Below are 20,538 nucleotides of genomic sequence, written 5' to 3' on the forward strand. Positions count from 1 at the left end.
ACGACGCCGCGCCCGGCGCCATACGGCCCCGCGGCCTCGCCCGGCCCGGCTCGACCGGCTCCGGTCCGGATGCCGGTTCCCCCACTGATCTCGATTCCCCTACCGATCTCGTTTCCGACCCAGGTTCCGATCCAGGTTCCGGTTCCGGCGCCGAGGCGGATGCCGCCGCCCACGCCGGTGCCGAATCCGCCGCCCATGCCGCCGCCCACGTCGATCCCGCTGCCGAGCCCGTCGGCCTCGTCCGCGCCGCCCTCGGCTGGGCCCGGCGCCACCCCGTGGCCGTCGCCACCGCCCTCGCCGCCGTGCTCCACGTGGCCTGGTTCTTCAGCTTCGCCAACAGCGGCGGCGACCTGGCCGCGCAGGACGCCTGGGCCGAGTTCGTCGGCCGCCATCCCGACTCCGCGTACAACCTCGCCTGGTACGGCGGCATGCACCCCGTCTCGTACAGCGTGGTCTCGCCCTACCTCATGCACATGCTCGGCGTCCGCACCACGATGATGATCGCGGGCACCGTCTCGGCCGGCCTGCTCGCGCTGATCCTCACCCGCTGCCGCGGCGCCGTGCGCGAGCCGCTGTGGCCCGCCCTCGCCGGGGTGTACGGGCTGCTCTGCAACGCCCTGTCGGGCCGCGTCACCTTCGGCCTCGGCGCGATGTTCGCGCTCGCCGCGGTCGCCGCCGTCTTCTGCTGGCCCCGCAAGTGGGCGCAACGCCGCTGGGCCAAGGCCGCGGTGGCGGCCCCGCTGGCCGGGCTCGCGACCGCCGCCAGCCCCGTCGCCGGCCTCTTCCTCGGGGTGATCGCGGCCGCGCTGTTCCTGAGCCGGCGGCGCCCGGGTGCGTACGCGCTGGGGCTGGCTCCGGTCGCCGTGGTCGGGCTGTCGGCCTGGCTCTTCCCGTTCTCCGGGACGCAGCCGATGAAGATCGGGTCGGCCGGGCTGCCGTTCGTGTTCGCGCTGCTGATCCTCTTCCTCGTGCCGAAGCGGTGGAAGACGGTCCGGATCGCCTCCGCCGTCTACGCCCTCGGGGTCTTCCTGACCTGGGTGATCGACTCCCAGGTCGGCTCCAACGTCACCCGGATGGTGATGCTGTTCGGCGGGGCCGTGCTGCTCGCCGCCCTCGCGCACGAGGTCCCGCGCTCGCGCCGCTGGTACGGGGTGCTGCTCGCCTTCGTCGGGCTGAACGCCTGGATCACCGCCAACAGCATCACGGACATCATCCGCACCACCCCGGTGGCCGCCTGGAACCGGGAGCTGGCCCCGCTCGTCGACCAGCTGCAGAAGGCGGGCGCCGACCGCGGCCGGGTCGAGGTGGTCCCCGCCAGCAGCCACCGCGAGTCCTCCGCCTTCCCCTCGTACGTGAACCTCGCGCGCGGCTGGAACCGGCAGGCCGACCTGGAGCGCAACCCGCTCTTCTACGACGACACCCTCACCGCCGAGAGCTACCGGGCCTGGCTGGAGCGCTGGGCGGTGCACTACGTGGTGCTGCCGGCCGACAAACCCGACTCGGGCGGGGAGGACGAGGCGAAGCTGGTGCGCGAGGGTCTCCCGTACCTCCAACAGGTGTGGGGCGACGCGAACTGGCAGCTGTTCAAGGTCTACGAGCCGACGGACCTGGTGGCCGGACCGGCGACCGTGGTGCGGGCGAGCGCCGACCGCCTGGTCATCGACGTGAAGAAGCCCGGGCGGGTGCTGGTGCGGATCCCGCACTCCCCGTGGCTGGGGCTGGTGGACGGGGCGGGCAAGCCCGTGCCGCCGCCGCAGGAGACCTTCGCGTCGAAGGCGCGCGGCGGGACCGGGGAGGGCGGGGCGCTCCGCAAGGAGTACGCGAACACGGCCGGATGCCTGTTCAAGGCGGCTCCGGACGACAGCGGCGACGTGTGGACGGAGCTGCTGGCTCCGGCGCCGGGGGAGTACCGGGTGGCGGCGAAGTACCAGCTGCCGCGGGGGACGCCCTGCCCGGAGGACCTGGTCCACCAGACGCTGGGGCAGCCGAAACTGCCGGCCCCACCGCGCCGGTGATCCGCACCCCCGGTCCTTGATCGGAATTCTTTACATGCCGGTCCGGGTGCGTTGGTCCGTTTATATGCATACGATCCCAGTAGTCCGATTGGGTGCTTCCCGAAGGAGTTGACGACGGGATGAACAAAGAGCAGAAGCGCGACGTCCGGACGGCCCTCGCGAAGGCGCAGGAGCAGGTGCAGCCGCCGCGTGTGCCGGGGCACGGCTTCGACGGTCCGGTACGGAGCAAGGTCAAGGGCGGGCTGCACACGAAGGCCGCGCTCAAGCGGGCCGGCACTCCGCAGGGGGACCGCATCGGCGAACGCACCAGTGGCCTGAGCTAGCCGACTGAGCCGACCGAGCCGACTGAGCCGATCGAGCCGATCGGCCTGTCACTGGACGTAGCCCTTCCGGCTTCCGGCCGGAGGGGCTTTTTCCGTCTCCGACTGTTCGCCGGGTGGTGGCCGGAGAATCGTTACATCGCCGACGGAATACCCACATATGCCCCACGTAGCGTCATGGCCGTCCCACCCGCCCCGCACGCCCGCACGGAGTCCGTACGCCATGACCAGCACCCTCGCCCCCGTCCGCGGCGCGCGCACCGCCGCCCACCCCGCCCGCACCGCCCGCCGGACCCGCCGGACCCGCCGGGCCGTGGCGGCCGTCGCCCTCGCCGTCGCGGTCTCCGGGGGCCTCGTGGCCTGCGCCGGCGGCGGGCCGAAGCTGCCGCCGGACCCCAAGGTCGGCAGCACCGCCGCCCCCGCCCTCGCGCCCGGCGCGGACGCCGCCCCGGCGCTGCCGCCGTCGAGGCCGACGGGTATGAAGATCGACGCGGCGGGCGTGGACGCCAAGCGGATGGTCGACCTCAAGGTGGACCCGGTCTCCGGAGAGCTCGGCGTGCCGAACGCCGACACCGACGCGGACAGCCCCGGCTGGTGGACCGAGGGGGTCACGCCGGGCGAGAAGGGCGTCTCCGTGCTCGTCGCGCACTTCGACACCAGGCACGGGCCGGCGCTGATGAAGGACGTCAAGAAGATCAAACTGGGCGACGTGGTGGAGGTGCCGCGCGAGGACGGGCGGACGGCCAGGTTCAAGATCCGCGAGATCGAGGACGTGGACAAGAAGGACTTTCCGACCGACAAGGTCTACGGGGACACCGAACGCCCCGAGCTGCGCCTGCTGACCTGCGGCGGCGAGCTGAAGGACGGGCACCGCACCAACAACGTCATCTTCTACGCCGACCTCGTGGCCTGATCGGGTCCCGCGTGCGAACCCGCCCGATCCGCCCGATCCCGCCGACCACACGCGGAAACGGGCGCACTACCGTGAGCTGACCGGGGAACCGTGAACGGGGGACGCGGAACACGGGACGGGGAACGGGGAACGGGGACCATGAACGACGCGATGAGGGCGCAGCCGCCGCGCCCGCGGCTGCCCGCCTGGGCCTCCACCCTGATCTGGAAGGCCGCGGTCTTCATCACGCTCATGTGCTGCGGGCTCGCGGCGCTGCTCGGCGTCCTCGTGCACCGCGCCATGACCCACCAGACCGTCAGCACCGCCCGCGAGAAGGCGCTGACCAAGCTGGAGCGGACCATCAAGGCCTACGAGACGGGCGCGCGCCTGCCGCGCGGCGAGGGCATCGACCCGGTCGGCCTGCCCCCCGAGCTGCGCACCCTGGCCGTCAGCGGCAAACGCGGCACGGCGCTCGGCGAGAACCGCGGCCGCGCCGCCATGTGGGCGGCCGCGCCCGCCGAGGAGGGCACCGCGATAGCCGTCTCCGTGGACTTCCGCGCCGGCGAGCAGACCATCGCCGATCTGGACCGGGCCATCCTCGGCTCCTCGGGGCTCGCCATCGGCGTCACGCTCCTCATGGGTGCGTTCGGCGTCACCCGGATCACCCGGCGGCTGCACCTGACCGCGCAGGTGGCCCGCCGGATCACCGCCGGCGACCTGGACGCGCGGGTCGGCGACAGCGCGCGGAACAAGGACGAGGTGGCGGCGGTCTCCCGGGCCCTGGACACCATGGCCGCTTCGCTCCAGGGCAAGCTCGAAGCGGAACAGCGGTTCACGGCGGACGTCGCACACGAGCTCCGCACCCCGCTCACCGGCCTGAACGCCGCCGCCGAGCTGCTGCCGCCGGGCCGCCCGGCCGAGCTCGTACGGGACCGGGTCCAGGCGATGCGCTCGCTGACCGAGGACCTGCTGGAGATCTCCCGGCTGGACACGCGCAGCGAGCGCGTGGAGCTGGACTCGCACGACCTGGCCGACCTGGCGGCGCGCACCATCCGGGCCTCCGGCACCGACACGGTCCTGGAGGTGGTCTCCTCGCCGCGGGTGGAGACGGACCGGCGCCGGCTGGAGCGGATCCTGGGCAACCTCGTGGCCAACGCGCACAGCCACGGCGCGGCCCCGGTCACGGTCACCGTGGACGGCCGGACCCTGACCGTGACCGACGAGGGTCCCGGCTATCCGGAGTACCTGCTCACCAGCGGCCCGCAGCGGTTCCGTACGGAGGGCACGAACAAGGGCCACGGGCTGGGCCTGACCATCGCCGTGGGCCAGGCCCGGACCCTCGGCGCCACCCTCGCCTTCCGCAACCGGGAGACGGGCGGCGCCGAGGCCCGCGTCACGCTCCCGGGGCCCGCAGCGCCGGGAGCAACGGCCGCGCCTCGGCGTCGAGATGAGCCCCCAGCCCGCCGCTGAGCCGCGCCACCCGGCACCGTGTGCGTGCGATGGCGGCGGCAAAACCGAGGGAGATCACCCGTAGCGACGAAGGACCCCCAACCGCTTCCGGCTGGAGGTCCTCGAAGTGTGCCCTCGGCAGGATTCGAACCTGCGACACCGGCTTTAGGAGAGCCGTGCTCTATCCCCTGAGCTACGAAGGCTGGGGCTTGTCGGAAACGTTGCCGGAAACCCCAGAGGGATCGCCCGAGCCGCTTCGGCAAGCGTGCTGGTCAGATGACGTGCGCCCACTCGGGTGTAGATGCCCTCACGGACACTTCTCCCGGCACACGCCTGGTAGTCGCCTGACCGCTGACAGCCTAGCGGATCGTGCTGGGAGTGGTCGCATGGATTGCCGTGGGAGTGGCCTGAGGTGAAGGCATCGTCGTGACCTGGGGTTTCTGAGCGTCTGGGGTGCTGGGTGGCGAGGCCGGGGGTGCTGCACGGGTGTGGGCAGGCTGCTGGAGCGTCCGTTCTGTTCCGCTTGCCATGGACGGGGCCTTAACGGAGCGACGGCCGCGCCGGCGTCACGCGGATCCCTTCGGAGCGACGCCACGATGTCCGCCGCCTAACCCGGCGTAGGTCCGTGAGGGGGACTCGTCGGCAAGCCGAGTCCCGGACGGCAGCAGGACACAGGGTCTTTCCGCTAGACACCGGCCCATGATCATCGGTTGCAGCAAGGAAAAGACCGCCCGTTGGCGATCCGAGGACGGGACGGGACTTCGGAAGCGGCCCGAAGGGGGGAGCCCATGTCGTTGAAACGGCTTCCCGAAGTGAACCGGCGAGCACTCCGCGGGGCGCGCGGCTGGCCTCGTGCACTGGTGCTCGCGCTCGCCGTCACGCTCGCGGTGGTCGCTCCCGCCGGCGGGGCGGGCGCCGAGCCGCGTCCCGGAGTCCCGCCCACGGCCGCCGGGCCGGCGCGGGCGGACGGAGAGGGAACGCTGACGCGAGCCCCGCTGAAGCGACGCGTCGACGTACGGTCGCTGCCGCGCCCCCAAAGCACCGCCAAGCCGCAAGTACGCCCCTCCCTCCCAGCTCCGAAGCGGCGCGCGCCTGCGGGTCCGAAGCGGGAGGCGAGCCTGCCGGTCACCTCCGTGGCCCTGACCCCGAAGGACACGAAGACCGGAGGGTCTTCGAAGGCGGCGCCGTCCACTGCCGTCATCGAGCGGCTGAAGACCTTCCGCACGCTCGGGAACGCCGACAACGCCACTGCCGCCCAAACCGCTCCCTCCGACACGCAGCTCGCGGTCGGGCCCACCCACATCGTCCAGTTCATCAACCGGTCGGGCCGGATCTACGACAAGGCCGGTACCCCCGCCGGTGCCACCTTCGACCTGGGTACGTTCTTCGGCTTCCCGGCGAACACCGGCGGTGATCCGCGGGTTCACTACGACGCAGGGTCAGGCCGCTTCTTCGCCGCGTACGAGGGACTCCTGACGGGCGGCGACGAGGTCGACGTCGCGGTCAGCGACACCTCCGACCCTCGCGGGAACTGGTCCGTCTACATCGCCGCTGCCAACAGCGGCAACGTGCAGCACGACCGGCCCAAGCTCGGCTACACCGACGACAAGGTCACGCTGACCTGGAACAACTACGACCTGGCCGCGACCCCCAAAACGTTCCTGGGCGAGGTGACCGCGGTCGTCAACAAGGCGGAGCTTCTGGCCGGTGGCTCCTCGGTCACCATCACCACGTTCGGCCAGGACAACACCAAAGGCGAGGTCGCCCCGGCCGTTTCGCTGTCGGGAATCCTCGACCAGTTCGTGATGGAGCATGCCGGCACCGACATGGTGGTGACCACCATTAGCGGTGTGCCCGGCGTCAGCCCGGTCACCCAGACCGAGAACACCATCGCCATCGGGACCGCCGACCCGCCGCCGGACGCGGCCCAGCCGGCCGGGGGCGACTCGTTCATCGAGACCAACGACGACCGGATTCTCTCGGTCGTCTGGCAGAACAACCGCTTGTGGGGCGTCTTCAACGTCAGCTGCACCCCCGTCGGTGACACCGCGGTCCATGTCTGCCAGCGGTACATCCAGATCTCGACCGGCGGCACTCAGACCCTGGCGACCAATCTCGACCTCGGCATGGTGGGCGGCGACATCTACTACGGCTCGCTGGCCCTGAACGACGAGAACGACCTGTTCTCCGGATTCACCGCCTCCTCCTCCGCCATGTTCCCCACCGCGGTCGCCATCGCGGTCCCCGGAGGCAACTTCCCGGCGAGGACGTTCGGCGACTTCTACGCCGCAGGGACCGAGGCCTACGCATGCCGCTGCCTCGGCAGGCCGCGCTGGGGTGACTACTCGGGCACGGCCCGCGACCCGAGCAACCCCAAGGACGTCTGGACGGTCCAGCAGATCGGTGCCATGGCCAACACCGGGATCGGCGGGGGCGACTGGGGCACCGCGATGGACCGCGTCACGCTGTCCCCGCCCACCGTCACCAGCGTCACCCCCAACCACGCACCCGAACTCGCACAGTGCGTGAACACCGTGACCGTGCGCGGCACGGAATTCCCCACGCACGGCGCCACCGTCAACTTCGGCTCCGTGCCGGCGACGAACGTGAACGTCATCGGGCCCGAGGAACTGACCGCACAGGCGCCTCAGCAGGCGCGGGGCACCGTTGACGTCACCGTGACCAACGCCAACGGCACCAGCCCGGTCACTGCCGCCGGCCGGTTCACCTACGACCCGGACGCCTCCCCGCCGGCCACGTTCGCAACCATCTCGCCGACGCCGAACAGCGCCGGCTGGAACACCACCAGCCCCGCTCTCGTCAACATCGGCGCACTCGACGGGTCCTGCGGCTCCGGCGTACTGAAGATCACCTACAGCGCAACCGGTGCCCAGCCGGCCGGATCCACCGACGTCCCCGGCGCGGCTGCCGCCGTGGCCATCACCACGAACGGCGTCACCACGGTGACGTACACCGCCACCGACGCCGCCGGAAACACCTCTGCACCGCAGACGATCACGGTGCGGCTCGATACCGCGGGGCCGGTGATCACCATCGTGCGCCCGGTGGCCGGCACCTACCTGTACCGCCAGCCGGTCACCGCGTCCTACTCGTGCACGGACGCCACATCGGGGGTGGCGAGCTGCGTGGGCACGGTCCCCAACGGCAGCCCGATCAACACCTCGGCGCTCGGCTCGCGCACGTTCACGGTCAACGCCACGGACAATGCCACGAACCCGTCCACCAAGAGCGTTACCTACAACGTGGCGTACCGAATCTGCCTGCTCTACGACCCCAGCCGCCCCACCCGGCTGCTCGGCCAGGTCGTCATCAGCCTGCGGATCTGCGACGCGAACGGCAACAACCTCTCCAACCCGAACATCACGCTCACCGCCAGTCGCATCACCGGCCCCGTCACCAGACCGGTCACAGGCCGCTTCAACTACCTCCTCTCCTCCTACAGCCTGCCTGTGAGCACCCAGAACCTGCCCAACGGCAACTACAACCTCGAATTCACCATCAGCGGAGCCGACACCACCACCCACGTGGCACCCTTCACCCTGCGCTGAGCCCCAAGATCCCGTCGGACGTACTGGCCCGGCCCCTCGGGGCCGGGCCAGTACGCGTCAGTGACCTTGGGGCTGGCTTGGAGCACGGTCGTGGACGATGGCGGCCGCGACCAGCAGGGTCATCGAGCCGAGCGCCGGCTCAAGGGGCGGCGAGCGGTCGTCATTCTGCTGAGTCACAGGGATTCCTCTGACGATGGTCGACGGCGGCGGCCAGCGGGCCGCATCGGAGCCTCGGCGCGCGCTGTCCCTGGTGCCCTGAATGGCCGATGCCCGAGACGGGCTGACAGCGCTGTCTCGCGCATCCAGTGGGCTGGGTGTCGACGGTGCCGTCTAAAGCCTCTGAGCTGCAGCGATGGGCTGAGCGTTCCGAGGAGGGGAGCGGAGCATTTTCGGCAGCTTCCGCAGTAGGCCTCTGACCTGGGCTTTTAGGGTTTCCGTCAAGCCCCACGAAGGCAGGGTGTGGAGACCTGGTTGTGAGGCCGGGCCACCGCGGTCAGGGGGCGTCGGGCGGGACGGGGGTGGCCTGGTGGTAGTACATCTGCCACTCGGCGTCCGTTCCCTGCCTGCGCCAGAGCGAACTCCGCCGCGCCCGGACCCCGGCGATCGTGGTCTCGTACGTGAGGTGCACCAGTCCGGGCGCCAGCAGGACGCCGGTGATGTCCGAGGGCTCGTAGCGCGGTCCGTCCGCCGCCGCTCCGTCCATCTCGGGCAGAGCGGCGAGGATTTCCTCGTACGTCCACCGGCGGCCGGAGGCGCCGACTTCCACGAAGCGGGGGTCGAGGAGGGGGCGCGTCAACGACTGCGAGGTGCGCACGCCCGGGTCCATCAGGCGCAGCTCGCCCGCGATCGCTTCGCGCACTGCGTCGGTCTCTTGGCTCATTGCCGCATCTTCGCCCAGGCTGCGGTGACCGACACGGCGGGGTCGTCCGGTGTGGTGCCCCTCTTCGGGGGAGGGGCACCACGGGGCGGGGTGGGTCAGTAGCGGTCGTGCGAGGCGTTCTCGTTGTACAGGCCGGAGACCAGGTTCTCCGCCGGCCAGTAGTCGCCGCAGTTCGGGGCGAAGCTCTGGCTCGGGCCGCTGTAGCCGGAATTGAAGTAGACGCGGTAGTCGGCCACGCATTCGCCGTTCGACGCCGAGGCCGCGTTGTTCTTGACCGCTTGGCCGCTGCCCTCGTTCGTCATCGTGCAGGCGGACACGGTTCCGGAGATCTGGCCGGGCCGGAAGACGTACCGGACGAGGGTGGCCCCGTTCGGCGAGTAGCCGAAGTAGTCCGGGATGTCACCGTCCGAGACGAAGCAGGGGCTGGAGGAGTACCAGGTCTGCCCGCCGCGGCTGTTGAAGTGGATGGCGAAGCAGTAGCGGTTGCCGTTCGAGGTGCACGCGTCCCCCTCGTAGGTGGTGGCCGCCGACGCCGGCGTCACCGAGAGGGACAGCGCGCTCAGGGCACCGACTGCCGCGACGGTGGCGATTCTCTTGATGATGTTCATCGGTTCCCTGCCACTGTGTACGCCTGCGCGGCCTTCGCCGCGTTCTTGTCCTTCGCGGCCCGCTCCTCCGTGAGCTTCGGCGCGTTCTGCTCGATCGCCTTGCGCTGCTTCTCGGTCTCCTTGCCGTTCCAGACCTTGATCAGGTCGGTCTGCTGCTTGCACTCGACGTCGGCGACCGCGTGCGCGATCTCTTCCTTGCCGGCGGTCGGGGCGGAGACGGGGATGCCGAGGGAGCGGAGGTCTTCGAGGGGGTGGCTCTGCTGGTAGCCCTTCCCCTTCATGCAGGAGGACCACTGCGCGAACGCCTTGACGACGTCCGGGTCGCTCTTGGTCTCGTCGAAGACCTTGACCCCGACCGTCTCGGCTTCCGGGGTCTGGGGCACCGGGAACATCCGGCGGGTTTCGCCGCGGCAGCCGTCCTGCGGTACCTCCTTGCCCGCGTAGGTGCTGCCCTTGAGCTCGGGTCCCTTACCGGTGAACACCGCGGTCTCGGCACCGGGAGCGGGCTCCCAGCGCGCGGGTTCCTTGATGTCGGTCGGGAGGTGGTGTCCGTACTTCTTCGCCACCTCGAGATCGGAGACGCCGTAGCGCCGCCCCATGGTCGCGTCCGCCTGGGCCCGCGCCGCCTGGTCGGAAGCCTGGGGCGGGCCGAAGTTCTTGAATCCGTAGCGTGCCATGCAGGACCGCCACTGGTCCTGTACGGCGACCTTCCAGGCATATCCGTCCGCGGGCTTCGCGGTGAATTCGTCGAGCGGGAGGGTGAGTCCCAGAGCGAGGCCCTTGGTGGGAGCCGACGGAATCTGGTCGAGCGCCATCCGAGCGGGTGCGGCATTCACCGGCGCACCCGGGTCCTGAGGCGGGTTGCCCGCCTGTTGCGTTCCGCATGCGGCGAGGAGTGCCACGAGAGTGGCGGTACCCGCTATGGCTCTGATCGGTCTCAACGTGAAGGGCCTTTCGCGTGATCGGTCTGTTGCCGAACTTCGACGGAGGGGAGCTTCAAGCATTTCGGGCCGCGCTCACGTTACCCGCCGCGACGAGTTCCGATTGTGAAGACTTTCGCGCTTACGGGGTGAGCGATTCCGGATCGGATTTTCGTCGAATAAAGAGGGGCGAACAAGCCATTCCGGATATGGTTCGTCGGGGGGTGGTCTCAGTCGGTGTGGTGGGCCGTGGTGAATCTTCGCAGGTCAACGCCGGGGGAACGGGTGGCGCTACGGTCTGCCCGGTGCGGGGCTCGGGTGGTTTTCAGACATCGAGGGGAGGTTCCGGGCGAATATTCCAACGGGTTTGCGATCCCCCGGGGTTAAGGTGCCGGTGGCCGCTTGGAATCAAGAGGCGCAGTCACATATGGGGGAAGAAATGAAGCTGAAGCGCGTGGCGGCCACGGCCGCGGCCCTTTCCGCGTTCGCAGGCGTGGGTCTTGCCTTGGCGGCGCCGGCGAGTGCCAGTTCCACCTTGGGCAGTACCTGCTCCGATCTGCGTTTCAACGGGCAGTGTCTCCAGCTGTTCTACAACAGCGGTTTCGGTGGCTCCTACTCGTACTACGAGGGCACCACCAGCGTTCCCGTCATGGCCTCCAGTGACAAATTCCTGACCGGCGGGGCGGGTCAGGGACAGGAAATCAAGAACAATGCCGCCTCGGCCAAGAACCACACCTCCCAGGGCTTCTGGGTGAGCATTTACTACAACAGCTGGGGCGATGGCCCTTGTGACGCCATCGCGCCGAACAGGTCCGCCTCGAAGCTCGTGAACACCTACAACGAGAACGCGTCCGCCTACAGCGGCAAGGGCGACGGCTGCTACGTCTTCAACTGACCGGCCCTCGACGCATCCCCAGAGGCATAGGCGTACGCAGTGAACTCATGCTCAAGGAGAAGGGGGCGGCCCGGCCGGGTCGCCCTCGGGGTGTTGTGCCTCGGTCTGGTCCTCGCCGTCGCCGGCTGTGCGAGCGGTGAGAGGGGCGGAAGCGGAAGCGGCCCGGAGTCCCGGCCCGCCGGCGCCGACGCGCCCTCCGCGGCTCCCGCGGCAAGGGCCCCGGGGCCGAGTGCGCGGCTGCCGATCGCGCGCTACAGCCTCACCACCGAGGAGTCGACCCTGCTCTCGAAGGCCGAGCGACGGGCCATGACCGAGTGCATGAGCCGGTACGGCCTTCCCTACGACACGGTCTCCGACAGCCCGCCGGGCTCGTCCGACCGCAGGTACGGAATCCTGGACAAGACCGAGGCGCAGACCCAGGGCTACCACCCCGCGAAGGTGTCCGACCTCGGGCTGAAGAGGCCTTCCGACGAGGCCTGGAAGGTCCTCACGGGCGACGTCGGCACGTACAAGGGGCATGAGGTTCCGCCCGGTGGCTGTGTGGCGGAGGCGGGCAGGGCCCTGCGCGGCGACGCCGAGCCGCCCGCCGCGGCGAAGACGGCCCAGGAGATCTCGGTCGGCGCGTTCGAGGAATCGCGTTCCGCACCGGAGGTGAAGAACGTCGTCGCCGACTGGTCCGCGTGCATGAAGGGCAAGGGGTTCACCTACGCCTCCCCCCTGGACCCGGCGGACGACTTCACGGGCCGGCCGAGCGCCACCCCGCAGGAAGTGTCCACGGCCGTGGCCGACGTGGCCTGCAAGGAGGAGACGAAGCTGGTCGACACGTGGCTGGGCGTGGAGGCCGCGATCCAGCAGACCAAGCTGGCGGCCCACGGCGACGCGCTGGCGGTGCTGGAAGAGCGGCACAAGCAGCAGGTCGACGCCGCCCGCACGATCCTCGCCCGGGCCGGAGAGTAGCGCGCGCGGAACCCACCGGAAGGGCACGCCGACGGCAGTCGACGTGCCCTTCCTGACGCGCAGTTGGTGCCTCAGTGGTTGATGTCGACCACGATCCGGTTCGGAGCGGTGAGCTTCGAGATCCGGTACGAGGAGTGGTCGCCGAGGGCGAGCCCGATGTTGAACTCGCGGGCCTCGGGATCGGTGGCGCCGGTGAGGCCCTGCCCCTTGAGGCTCGGGAAGTTGTAGTTCTGGTACTTCGGCCCCGTGTACACCGACTTCAGGGTGGTGAAGTCGAACCCGGTCGCCGGGGACAGCTTGATCTTCAGGTACTGCTTGCCCGTGATCGGGACCACGTGCTGGCTCCCCTCGTCACCGCAGCAGGTCAGCGGGGTGGTCTGGGTGGTCGTGGTCCACTGTGGAACCGGCCCTTCGCCCAGGTCGATCACGAAGCGGTCGAAGCCCGGGTGGGTCGCGGCGCGGACGCCGAGCACGCAGGTCCCCTGGCAGTCGGGGGCGGCGGCCGTGGAGGCCGCGTCCGCGACGCCGGCCGGCGTCGCGGCGAGCGCGGACGCCTGGGCCTGGGGCACGGCCATGCACAGGGCGCTCGCCGCGACCGCGACGGTGGACGCCAGGAAGCGAATTGCCTTTTTGGAATGCACGAGAAAACTTCCCCTCATCATGCTCGTAATGCGCGCATTGGTCTCATGGCGACATGCTGTCCGGATGCGCGGACGCGAAGTGCTGCTTGTGTTTTCCTGACGCGCCCGTACCTCCCCCGTATTCGGCGTGGACGACGGGAATGTCGTCGAGCGGGGGGATGGTGTGCACCGGTTGTGCGGCGAGACGGACCGCTGTGCCGACCGGGCGGAACGGCGCGCGCGAGGTGGTCGGTCGCGGGCTCGCGAGCCGTGTTTCCGTGGCGCGCGGTCGGCCCGGATCCGACGTGCGGAACGGGCTCCGCACCGCTCGGCGGAGGTTCCCCCCGTCCCGCCGAGCGGGTGCGTCAACCCGCCAACCGCTTGCGGTGGTCGTGCCGGCCGGCGGCGTAGCCGATCTCGCACAGGGCCACCAACGGCGGTTGTCTGCCGGGACCATACCCATAAGTAGCCCCAGGTTGGCGGGGTTTTCCCGGGGTGTCGGCCGTTGATCGGCGGCTGCGGCCGCTCTGCCGGGCGGGTGCTCGGCCGCCGTCCCCGCGGGGTGCCCGAGCGCTGCGGGGCCCTTGGGGCGCGGGCTCGGGCCGGTCCTGCGGGCGGTCGCCGGGGCGTCCGGATCCCGCTGCGAGATGTCCGGTTCCGGGCTGTTCCGCCAGTCGCCCGGGGTGCGTTTCACGCCGTTTGATTTTGGCCTGAATTACGCGATGTGCTGGCTGGAAATGGCTTGTCGAGCAGGCCTGAAAAGTGGAGCTGATCCATCCGGAAATGGGTGTGAGATATGGCTCATCCCCTCACCTCAAGTGTTCCTCAGATACGAGTTGGGCGGCTTGACTCGATGTGCATACGCAATGAAGATCGATGGGTGCGGAGGGGGGCTGCGCGATGCGGATCAGTCGTGCGCGTCCCCTTTGTGGCAAAGAGATCTACCAGGGGGAAATGCCGTGAAGTTCCAAGTGCTCGGACCGGTTGAGATAGAGACAGAGGACGGGGCCCAGGTATCGCCGAGAGCGCTCAAGCTCCGCTCCCTGCTGGCCTACCTCTGCGCCCATCACGGTGAAGCCGTGTCCTCCGGACGGCTCATCGAGGCCCTCTGGTCCGGAACCCCTCCCCAGACCGCCTCCACCGCACTGCACGTCTACGTGTCCAAACTGCGCAAGCACCTCCAGGCGCTCGACCTCGACGCCGCCGCGCTCATCACCACCCAGCCGCCCGGCTACCGGCTGCGGCTCGTCGGGTGCGACCTGGACGTCTACGAATTCGACAGACTGCTGGCGACGGCCCGGGAGTTCCGTCGGGCCGGTGACCGGGAGCGGGCCTCGGCGACCCTGGACCAGGCCATCTCGCTCTGGCGCGGACAGGCCCTCGAAGACCTGCGCGCCATACCCGCCTTCGAGTCCCTCGGCCGGCGGCTGGACGAGCGCCGCTCCTTCGCCCACGAGCAGCGGTTCGAGCTCGAGCTCGAACTCGGGAACCACAAGGCTCTCGTCGGTGAGATCTACGCCCTGCTCGACGACCGCTCGACGTGGGAGAACCTCTATGCCTACCTGATGGTGGCCCTCTACCGCAGCGGACGGACCGCCGAGGCGCTGGCCACGTACGGCAAGGTGCGGCGCAACCTGGTCGAGGACCACGGCATCGAGCCCGCGCCGCGCCTCCAGCGCCTGCAGCACGCGATCCTGACGCACGCCCCCGCCCTCGAAGACTGTGGCGCGGATCAGTTGGTCGGCGTCAGCGCCGCGTGAAGCGGCCTTGGCCCGCTGCATAGGCTGACTGAACGCGGGGCGGCCCGGGGCGACCCCGGGCCGTCCGGAGCGACCTGGAGCGACCCGGAGCGATCGAGGTCGAGGACACGAGCAACGAGGAGAGCCACTGATGGTCGGGCCGCGAGTCGCCGGGCAGTCCCCAGCCGTTCCCTGGTGGCCGCCGCTGCGGACGCAAGGGGACGTCGCGCCCCGCGTACGCCTCCTGGTCTTCCCGCACTCCGGGTCCGGCCCCAGCACGCTCTACCCCGTCGTCGAGGCGCTGCCCGCGCACGTGGAAGTGCTCGGGCTGTCGCTCCCCGGGCGGGAGCGCCGCTTCGGCGAGCCTCCGGGGTGCCGGCTCGACCAGGTCCTGGACTCCGTATCCGACGAGGTGCTCGGCCGCGACCCGCTGCCCACGGTGGTCTTCGGGCACAGCCTCGGCGCGCTCCTCGCCACCCGCGCGGCCCTCCTGCTCGGCGGGCAGTGCCGGGCGGCGGTCGTCAGCGGCCAGGTGCCCGGTGGGAACCGGCGCCGGGCCCATGCGACGGCCACTCAGGAGGACGCCGAACGGCTGCTGCGCGAGGGCGGGGGCACGCCGCAGTGGGTGCTCCAGGATCCGGAGATGCTGGCGCACGTCACGCGGGTGCTGCGGGCCGACATCGAGCTCAGCCGGGAGGCCGCGGCGGGGTTCGGGGACGTACGCCTCGACGTGCCGCTCCACGTCCTGGGCGGCACGGCGGACCCGCTGGTCCCGCACGAGCCGCTCGACGGCTGGGCCGCGCACACGAGCGGCCCGTGCCGGGTGCGCCGTTTCGCCGGAGACCATTTCTTCCTGCTGGCCCAGGAGAACAAGGGCGAGGTCGGGGACATCCTGCGCCGGGCCCTCACCGCGGAGTTCTGAGCCCCCGGCCCCGCCGCGTCATGCGGGACACACCGGTGTGGCCGGGCCGCTCCTGGCCGAGGGCCACGGGCCGCTGACCCCGCGGCGGATCTAGAACATGTCCTTGTCGATGCCGACGGCGACCATCCCCGCCACCAGCAGCACACCGATGGCGATGAGCCCGGCGCGGCGCCAGGCCGGCACCGCGCACACGGCGACGAGCGCCGGTCCCAGCGCCAGGGCGATCAGGTTCGGCGCATTGGTTTCGGGGGCGTCGCGCGGCGCGAAGGGTCCGATGATGGCGAGTGCGTACAACTGGAGGGCGAGGGAGGCCGCCGCTGCCGTCTTCCGCGGCCGCACCCCCATCAGGGGCAGCGCCACCGCGAGGATGACCGCGGCCAGCGCCACCCACGCGAGGATGCCGGTCAGCGGGTAGTAGGTGAGACAGACAGACGTGCTGTCCGCGCAGCTGCGCTTGTCCTCGGCGTCGGCCCACTGCCACAGGCCCAGTGCCAGCCACCCGGTGACGGCGCCGGTGAGGGCGGCGCCGGCAACGCCGTAAGCCTTGTTCATGGAGCGAAGCCTTTCAGAGGAACGGGCAGGGGCCCTGAGTACGGATACTCAGGGCCCCCACGCGCAAAGGGTGTTACTTCATTTCCTTGAACGTGTCCTGCAGGGAGTCGGCGTACAGCCGGGCACCCGAGATCTTCGGGTGGAAGGACTGCGCGGAGGTCGGCACGCCGTCCTCGTCACCCGGGGTCTTGTCCACGACGATGCCGTGGACGGACTCGGGGCTGCCGCAGATCGCCTTGTTCAGGAAGTTGTCCGTGGGATCGGAGAACCACGCGTTCACGCCGAAGTTGGCCCGCGCGTCCGCGACCGCACCCTTCATCTCGGTGACCAGCAGTCGGCCGATCTCGTTGATCCAGGGCTGCTCGTCCCCGTTGATGCCGGGGATGCAGATGGTGCCCTCGAGGAGGGGCGGGTAGCCCATCAGCACGATCTTGGCGTGGGGAGCCCGGGCCTGGATCTGCTGGAGCGTCACCTGGATCGAGGGACGCACCGACGTCTTGATCAACCTGGGCTCGGTGACCTTGAGCGGCTCCGACATGTCGCTCAGGTTCGCGTGCTGGCAGTTGAGGAGTACGGCTGCGTAGATGCACTCCTTGATGACGTCGGTGAACCGCGCGTCGTTGCCCCCGATGGACAGCGTCACCAGGGTGGTGTTGTCGTCGAGGTACCCCTTGTCGAGCTGGGGGAGCTCGCCGTACGAGGGCTGTCCCTTCTTGCCCTCGGTGTTGGTCGGGCCCAGGATGTCGGCGGAGAGGATGTTCTCCGTCTGTGCTCCGGAGCAGGCGATCAGGTGGTAGTCCATGTTGCCGTCGCGGTCGTCGGACATGGCGCCGATCGACTTGGAGTAACCCGGCAGGGTGGCCTGGCGCGACCACGCGTACTTGGACCGGTGGCAGGCGTTGCGGAGCTTCTTGTCCTTGCCGAGGACGTCGGTCTCCTTGTAGTAGTCACCGCCGCCGGACGCGGAGGCACCCTCGCCGGAGGAGTACGAGTCGCCCATGGCGACCACGAAGTTGGCCGGCTTGGCACCGAGCGGCTGGAAGCCCACGGCGTCCCAGGCGATGTCCTCGGAGCCGTCCCCGTCCTTGCTGTGATTGTCCAGGACCACCTGAGGGGTACTGGTGAAGTTGAAGACGCCGAGGTCGGCCCACTTGTTCTCCATCACCCGCTGCGGTTGCACGCGCACGGGGCTCTTGGAGTCGGTGCCCTTGACCTGGTAGGAGGCCTGCCGGGTGTGCGCCCCGTGGTCCGGGATGTGGACCCAGACGCGCATCCAGCCCCGGTCCGGCTTGTTCAGCGTCCAGGTACCGGAGGTGAACAGCCTTGCGCCCTCGGCCGTGTTCTTGTCACGGGTGTGGCTGAACCAGAAGTGGTTGCGGAAGCCCGCACCGATCTGGTGTGTGTCGATCTTGCCCGGGTAGGCCCCGCCCGACCCGCTGAAGGTGAACTGGAACGTTCCTGCCGAGACGTTGTTGGCACAGTTGCGTGCTCCACCCGCTGGGTAGAACCCGTTGGGCAGGTCGTCGATGACGTGGGTGCCCTCGGGGAGCCCGATGGTGCAGCGCGGCGGGTACGAGGCCTCGTCCGGCTGTTCCGGGTAGGTGTCGTTGAACCGGTGGACGGGCGTACCGCACTGCGCGTCCTTGCAGTTCTTCCAGGTGGCCGGCTTGGTGTACCAGCACTTCAGGTACAGCGGGTCCGAGGTGTTCGGGTCGCCGGGAAGCAGGCAGGCGCCCTGACCGGTCTTGTTCGAGTCGGTGTCGCTGATCTTGGAGCGGTCGCAGTCGTTGGACGCGTCGCAGAACAGCCCGATGGGCGGCATCGCGCGGGTGCGGTCACCCGGGTTGAGCCACCAGGCCTCACGGAAGCCGGCGCCGAACTTGCCCGGCTTCTCCATGGCCTCGATCGGGCGGGCGGCCCAGCCGATCACCTTCTCCTGGTACGGCCAGTGCTGCGGGGAGGCGGCGTGGTAGTACGCGTTGCCGCCGCTGGCGTCCTCCAGGAACGGCGTGCGGTTGGCCTTCCACAGGGGGTTCGCCGGGTTGTTGGTCCAGCCCACGCCCCACTTGCCGCTGTTGGCGCCCGCGGTCGACTTCGGGTGGTAGCCCGCGTTGTACGACCACAGGGCGTACGTCCAGTTCTCGATCCACTTGGGGTGGCCGTCGTTGATGACGAGCCCGTCCCGGCGAGTGGTGTTCCACTTCTCGATGAGGATGTTGACGCCGGACGCGATGTTGGCCGCGTAGTCGAGCGCGACGGCCTCCTGCTGGACGACCGTCTTGGGCTTCTCGTCCTTCTTCTCGTGGCCGTGCATGCGCATGCCGTCGGTCACCTGCGTGATGCCGTAACCGCAGTCCGCGTCCGCCCAGTCGATGGCCCACGGGTCCTGCTGCTGACCGTTGGAGGCGTACTTGACCCCGTAGAAGTTGCCGATCAGGGAGTTGGCGGTGACACCGGGCACGGCGTAGCGCGTGGCCTGCCACATGTTCGACTCCTGCGCGGTGATGCCGAGCAGCACCTGCGAGGGCACGTGCCACTCGTCACCGCGGTCCGGAGTGCCGTTGGGGTCGCCGTCCAGCGTGGTGAGCGGGAAGAGGGACTGCGGCGCGTAGGCCGCCATGCCCGTGTTCTTCCAGTTCGCCGGACGCGTGGCGCCCTTGTTGAGCTGGCCGATGACGGTCTGGTTGACCGCCCACTCGACCTGCCGCGGCGTGGGCTGGAAGGCCTGCTTGCGGGGGTCGTTGCGGGGGACGGAGCAGAACCGGTCGGCGTCGACGGTGTCGTTGGCCGGAGCCGCCGCCGCTGCCGAGGAGACGGCGGAAGGCGCGTTCTTGGCGTTCGGCTTGGCGGCCGGCTTGGCGCCGCCGGCGTTCTCCAGGGCGGGGGAGGTGCTCTGGCCGTCCTGGAGGGACTTCTCGCCACCGATCGGGTCGGAGGTCGGCAGCGCGTCGAGCTCGAGGGTCTTGCCCGTGTCCATGGCCTTGATCGTGGTGCGCGCGGCGCGGGCGCTCAGTGCGTCCTCGGGACGCAGCCGGGAGTCCTTGCCGTCGGCCCAGCGGGTCATGACCGTGGCCTGGCCCTCGCTGGAGACCGTGGCCTCCTTGGCGATGCCGCCCGGGTTCTTCACCGCACCCGGCAGCGTGCCGGTGTTCGTCGCCGTACCGGTGACGAACACGGTGCCGGACGGGGTGCGGGCCAGGTCGAAGGCCTCCAGCTTGCCGGTGGCCACCTGGGTGCCGGCGGCCTTGCCGTCGGCCTTCTTGACGTCCGCGGCGGTGATCCGGTTGACCTCACCCGTGGGCTCCGGAGCGACGGGGCCGCCCTTCGCCGAGGGGGCGAGCAGGCCGCCGGGCTTCCCGGCGGGCTTGGCGCCGGGCTGGACGCGGTCGATGAAGGTGACGCCGCCTTCGGCGTCGGCCATCAGCTGGAACGGAATCGCCGAAGTCCGCTTGATCGGCAGGACCTTGGCTTCCTTGGTGTCCTTGCCGTCCTTGGCCACCTTGACCAGGGTGGGACCCTGGGCGGCGACGATCTCGCCGTTGACCGGGATCGCCGAGGTCACCTGGCCGGGCACCGTCAGGATGTCGGCCTTGGCCGAGGGCGCGTCGATGCTGACGAGCCGCGTCTCGTTCTTCGCGGCCGTCTCGTCGGCGAACTGCGAGAAGACGGCCGTGTCGCCCGTGCCGCAGCCCGGGGAGAAGTAGCCGAGGCTGGCCTGCACCGGCAGCTTGGTGATCTGCCCGGTCCGCAGGTTGACGATGGCGGTGAACGCGCCGCGCGCCATCAGCTCCGGCTTGTTGGTGAACGTACGCGGCGCGTACGCGACGGCGGCGTGCGTACCGGACTGGGTCAGGCAGGCGTTGCCGATCCAGGTGTCGGTGTCGAAGCCGGGCTCGGACAGTGTGGCGGCGGTGCGCCACTTGTAGCCGTCCTTCTCGTCGGCGAGCAGGACGTGGAAGCCCGTGCCGTCGCCGGACGTGGTCCACGCGCGGTCCTTCGACCCGCGGTAGTCCTTGCCGAGGGCCGCGGAGCGGTCCTGCTCCGGAACGGCCTCGGGCTTGGGGGCGTCACCGCCGGGGGCCTTGGGGCTCGGGTCGGCCGCCGCGTTCGTGGGCGGGGTCGGCGCCGGGGCGGCGAGGGCCTGCGACGTGGCGATGCCGGCGGCCATGGACAGGGTGAGGGCGGCGGTCACGGGTATCC

The 20,538-nt window shown here is 70.2% G+C and carries 15 protein-coding genes, 1 tRNA gene and 1 pseudogene; 9 read left to right on the forward strand and 8 right to left on the reverse strand.

Features of this window, described 5'->3' with window-relative positions:
- The first annotated feature begins 275 nt into the window (after positions 1-275).
- The 4 genes from AB0D29_RS20055 to AB0D29_RS20070 all read left to right on the forward strand — a co-directional run bounded on the left by AB0D29_RS20055 (position 276) and on the right by AB0D29_RS20070 (position 4,697).
- Complete coding sequence (locus AB0D29_RS20055) at positions 276-2,015, forward strand: MFS transporter (protein ID WP_362855967.1); 1,740 nt, start codon at positions 276-278, stop codon at positions 2,013-2,015.
- A 119-nt stretch (positions 2,016-2,134) separates the two neighbouring features.
- The gene (locus tag AB0D29_RS20060) at positions 2,135-2,338 is read left to right on the forward strand and encodes a hypothetical protein (RefSeq protein ID WP_362855777.1); all 204 of its coding nucleotides are present in this window, start codon (positions 2,135-2,137) and stop codon (positions 2,336-2,338) included.
- A 220-nt stretch (positions 2,339-2,558) separates the two neighbouring features.
- Positions 2,559-3,248: a sortase gene (locus AB0D29_RS20065; RefSeq protein ID WP_362855778.1), complete on the forward strand. Its 690-nt coding sequence runs from the start codon at positions 2,559-2,561 to the stop codon at positions 3,246-3,248.
- A gap of 138 nt (positions 3,249-3,386) precedes the next feature.
- Entirely contained in the window at positions 3,387-4,697 is a 1,311-nt protein-coding gene (locus tag AB0D29_RS20070) for an ATP-binding protein (protein WP_362855779.1), read from the forward strand.
- Between the two features lie 109 nt (positions 4,698-4,806).
- On the opposite strand, the gene AB0D29_RS20075 is transcribed toward AB0D29_RS20070, so the two are convergent.
- Positions 4,807-4,879 (reverse strand) — tRNA-Arg (locus tag AB0D29_RS20075).
- Between the two features lie 930 nt (positions 4,880-5,809).
- Between AB0D29_RS20075 and AB0D29_RS20080 the strand changes: the two genes are divergently transcribed.
- Complete coding sequence (locus AB0D29_RS20080) at positions 5,810-8,245, forward strand: IPT/TIG domain-containing protein (RefSeq protein WP_362855780.1); 2,436 nt, start codon at positions 5,810-5,812, stop codon at positions 8,243-8,245.
- A 75-nt stretch (positions 8,246-8,320) separates the two neighbouring features.
- Here the strand turns inward: AB0D29_RS20080 and AB0D29_RS20085 are convergent.
- From AB0D29_RS20085 to AB0D29_RS20100, 4 genes and pseudogenes are all read right to left on the reverse strand, one after another.
- Positions 8,321-8,422: pseudogene (locus AB0D29_RS20085) on the reverse strand (DNA mismatch repair protein MutT); the annotation flags it as partial.
- Between the two features lie 316 nt (positions 8,423-8,738).
- Positions 8,739-9,125, reverse strand: a complete 387-nt coding sequence (locus AB0D29_RS20090) for a nuclear transport factor 2 family protein (protein WP_362855781.1) — start codon at positions 9,123-9,125, stop codon at positions 8,739-8,741.
- Between the two features lie 95 nt (positions 9,126-9,220).
- Complete coding sequence (locus AB0D29_RS20095) at positions 9,221-9,733, reverse strand: hypothetical protein (RefSeq protein WP_362855783.1); 513 nt, start codon at positions 9,731-9,733, stop codon at positions 9,221-9,223.
- The gene (locus AB0D29_RS20100) at positions 9,730-10,548 is read right to left on the reverse strand and encodes a hypothetical protein (protein ID WP_362855785.1); all 819 of its coding nucleotides are present in this window, start codon (positions 10,546-10,548) and stop codon (positions 9,730-9,732) included. The genes AB0D29_RS20095 and AB0D29_RS20100 overlap by 4 nt, the downstream gene beginning before the upstream one ends.
- Positions 10,549-11,092: 544 nt before the next feature.
- On the opposite strand from AB0D29_RS20100, the gene AB0D29_RS20105 reads away from it, so the two are divergent.
- On the forward strand, positions 11,093-11,548 hold the full coding sequence (locus AB0D29_RS20105) for a peptidase inhibitor family I36 protein (RefSeq protein WP_362855786.1): 456 nt from the start codon (positions 11,093-11,095) through the stop codon (positions 11,546-11,548).
- Between the two features lie 93 nt (positions 11,549-11,641).
- Positions 11,642-12,505 (forward strand): hypothetical protein, encoded by an 864-nt coding sequence (locus AB0D29_RS20110; protein WP_362855788.1) that lies wholly within the window; start codon positions 11,642-11,644, stop codon positions 12,503-12,505.
- Positions 12,506-12,576: 71 nt separating this feature from the next.
- Here the strand turns inward: AB0D29_RS20110 and AB0D29_RS20115 are convergent, their stop codons facing one another.
- Entirely contained in the window at positions 12,577-13,146 is a 570-nt protein-coding gene (locus AB0D29_RS20115) for a hypothetical protein (protein WP_362855789.1), read from the reverse strand.
- A gap of 938 nt (positions 13,147-14,084) precedes the next feature.
- On the opposite strand from AB0D29_RS20115, the gene AB0D29_RS20120 reads away from it, so the two are divergent.
- Both AB0D29_RS20120 and AB0D29_RS20125 read left to right on the forward strand, forming a co-directional pair.
- Positions 14,085-14,885, forward strand: a complete 801-nt coding sequence (locus tag AB0D29_RS20120; protein ID WP_362855791.1) for a BTAD domain-containing putative transcriptional regulator — start codon at positions 14,085-14,087, stop codon at positions 14,883-14,885.
- Positions 14,886-15,015: 130 nt separating this feature from the next.
- Positions 15,016-15,786 (forward strand): alpha/beta fold hydrolase, encoded by a 771-nt coding sequence (locus AB0D29_RS20125; protein WP_362855792.1) that lies wholly within the window; start codon positions 15,016-15,018, stop codon positions 15,784-15,786.
- A 90-nt stretch (positions 15,787-15,876) separates the two neighbouring features.
- On the opposite strand, the gene AB0D29_RS20130 is transcribed toward AB0D29_RS20125, so the two are convergent.
- Together AB0D29_RS20130 and AB0D29_RS20135 are read right to left on the reverse strand one after the other, a co-directional pair.
- On the reverse strand, positions 15,877-16,338 hold the full coding sequence (locus AB0D29_RS20130) for a hypothetical protein (RefSeq protein ID WP_362855793.1): 462 nt from the start codon (positions 16,336-16,338) through the stop codon (positions 15,877-15,879).
- A gap of 73 nt (positions 16,339-16,411) precedes the next feature.
- On the reverse strand, positions 16,412-20,530 hold the full coding sequence (locus tag AB0D29_RS20135) for an SGNH/GDSL hydrolase family protein (protein ID WP_362855795.1): 4,119 nt from the start codon (positions 20,528-20,530) through the stop codon (positions 16,412-16,414).
- Positions 20,531-20,538 lie beyond the last annotated feature (8 nt).

Source organism: Streptomyces sp. NPDC048424, from assembly GCF_040651555.1.
In the GTDB taxonomy this organism is placed as follows: domain Bacteria; phylum Actinomycetota; class Actinomycetes; order Streptomycetales; family Streptomycetaceae; genus Streptomyces.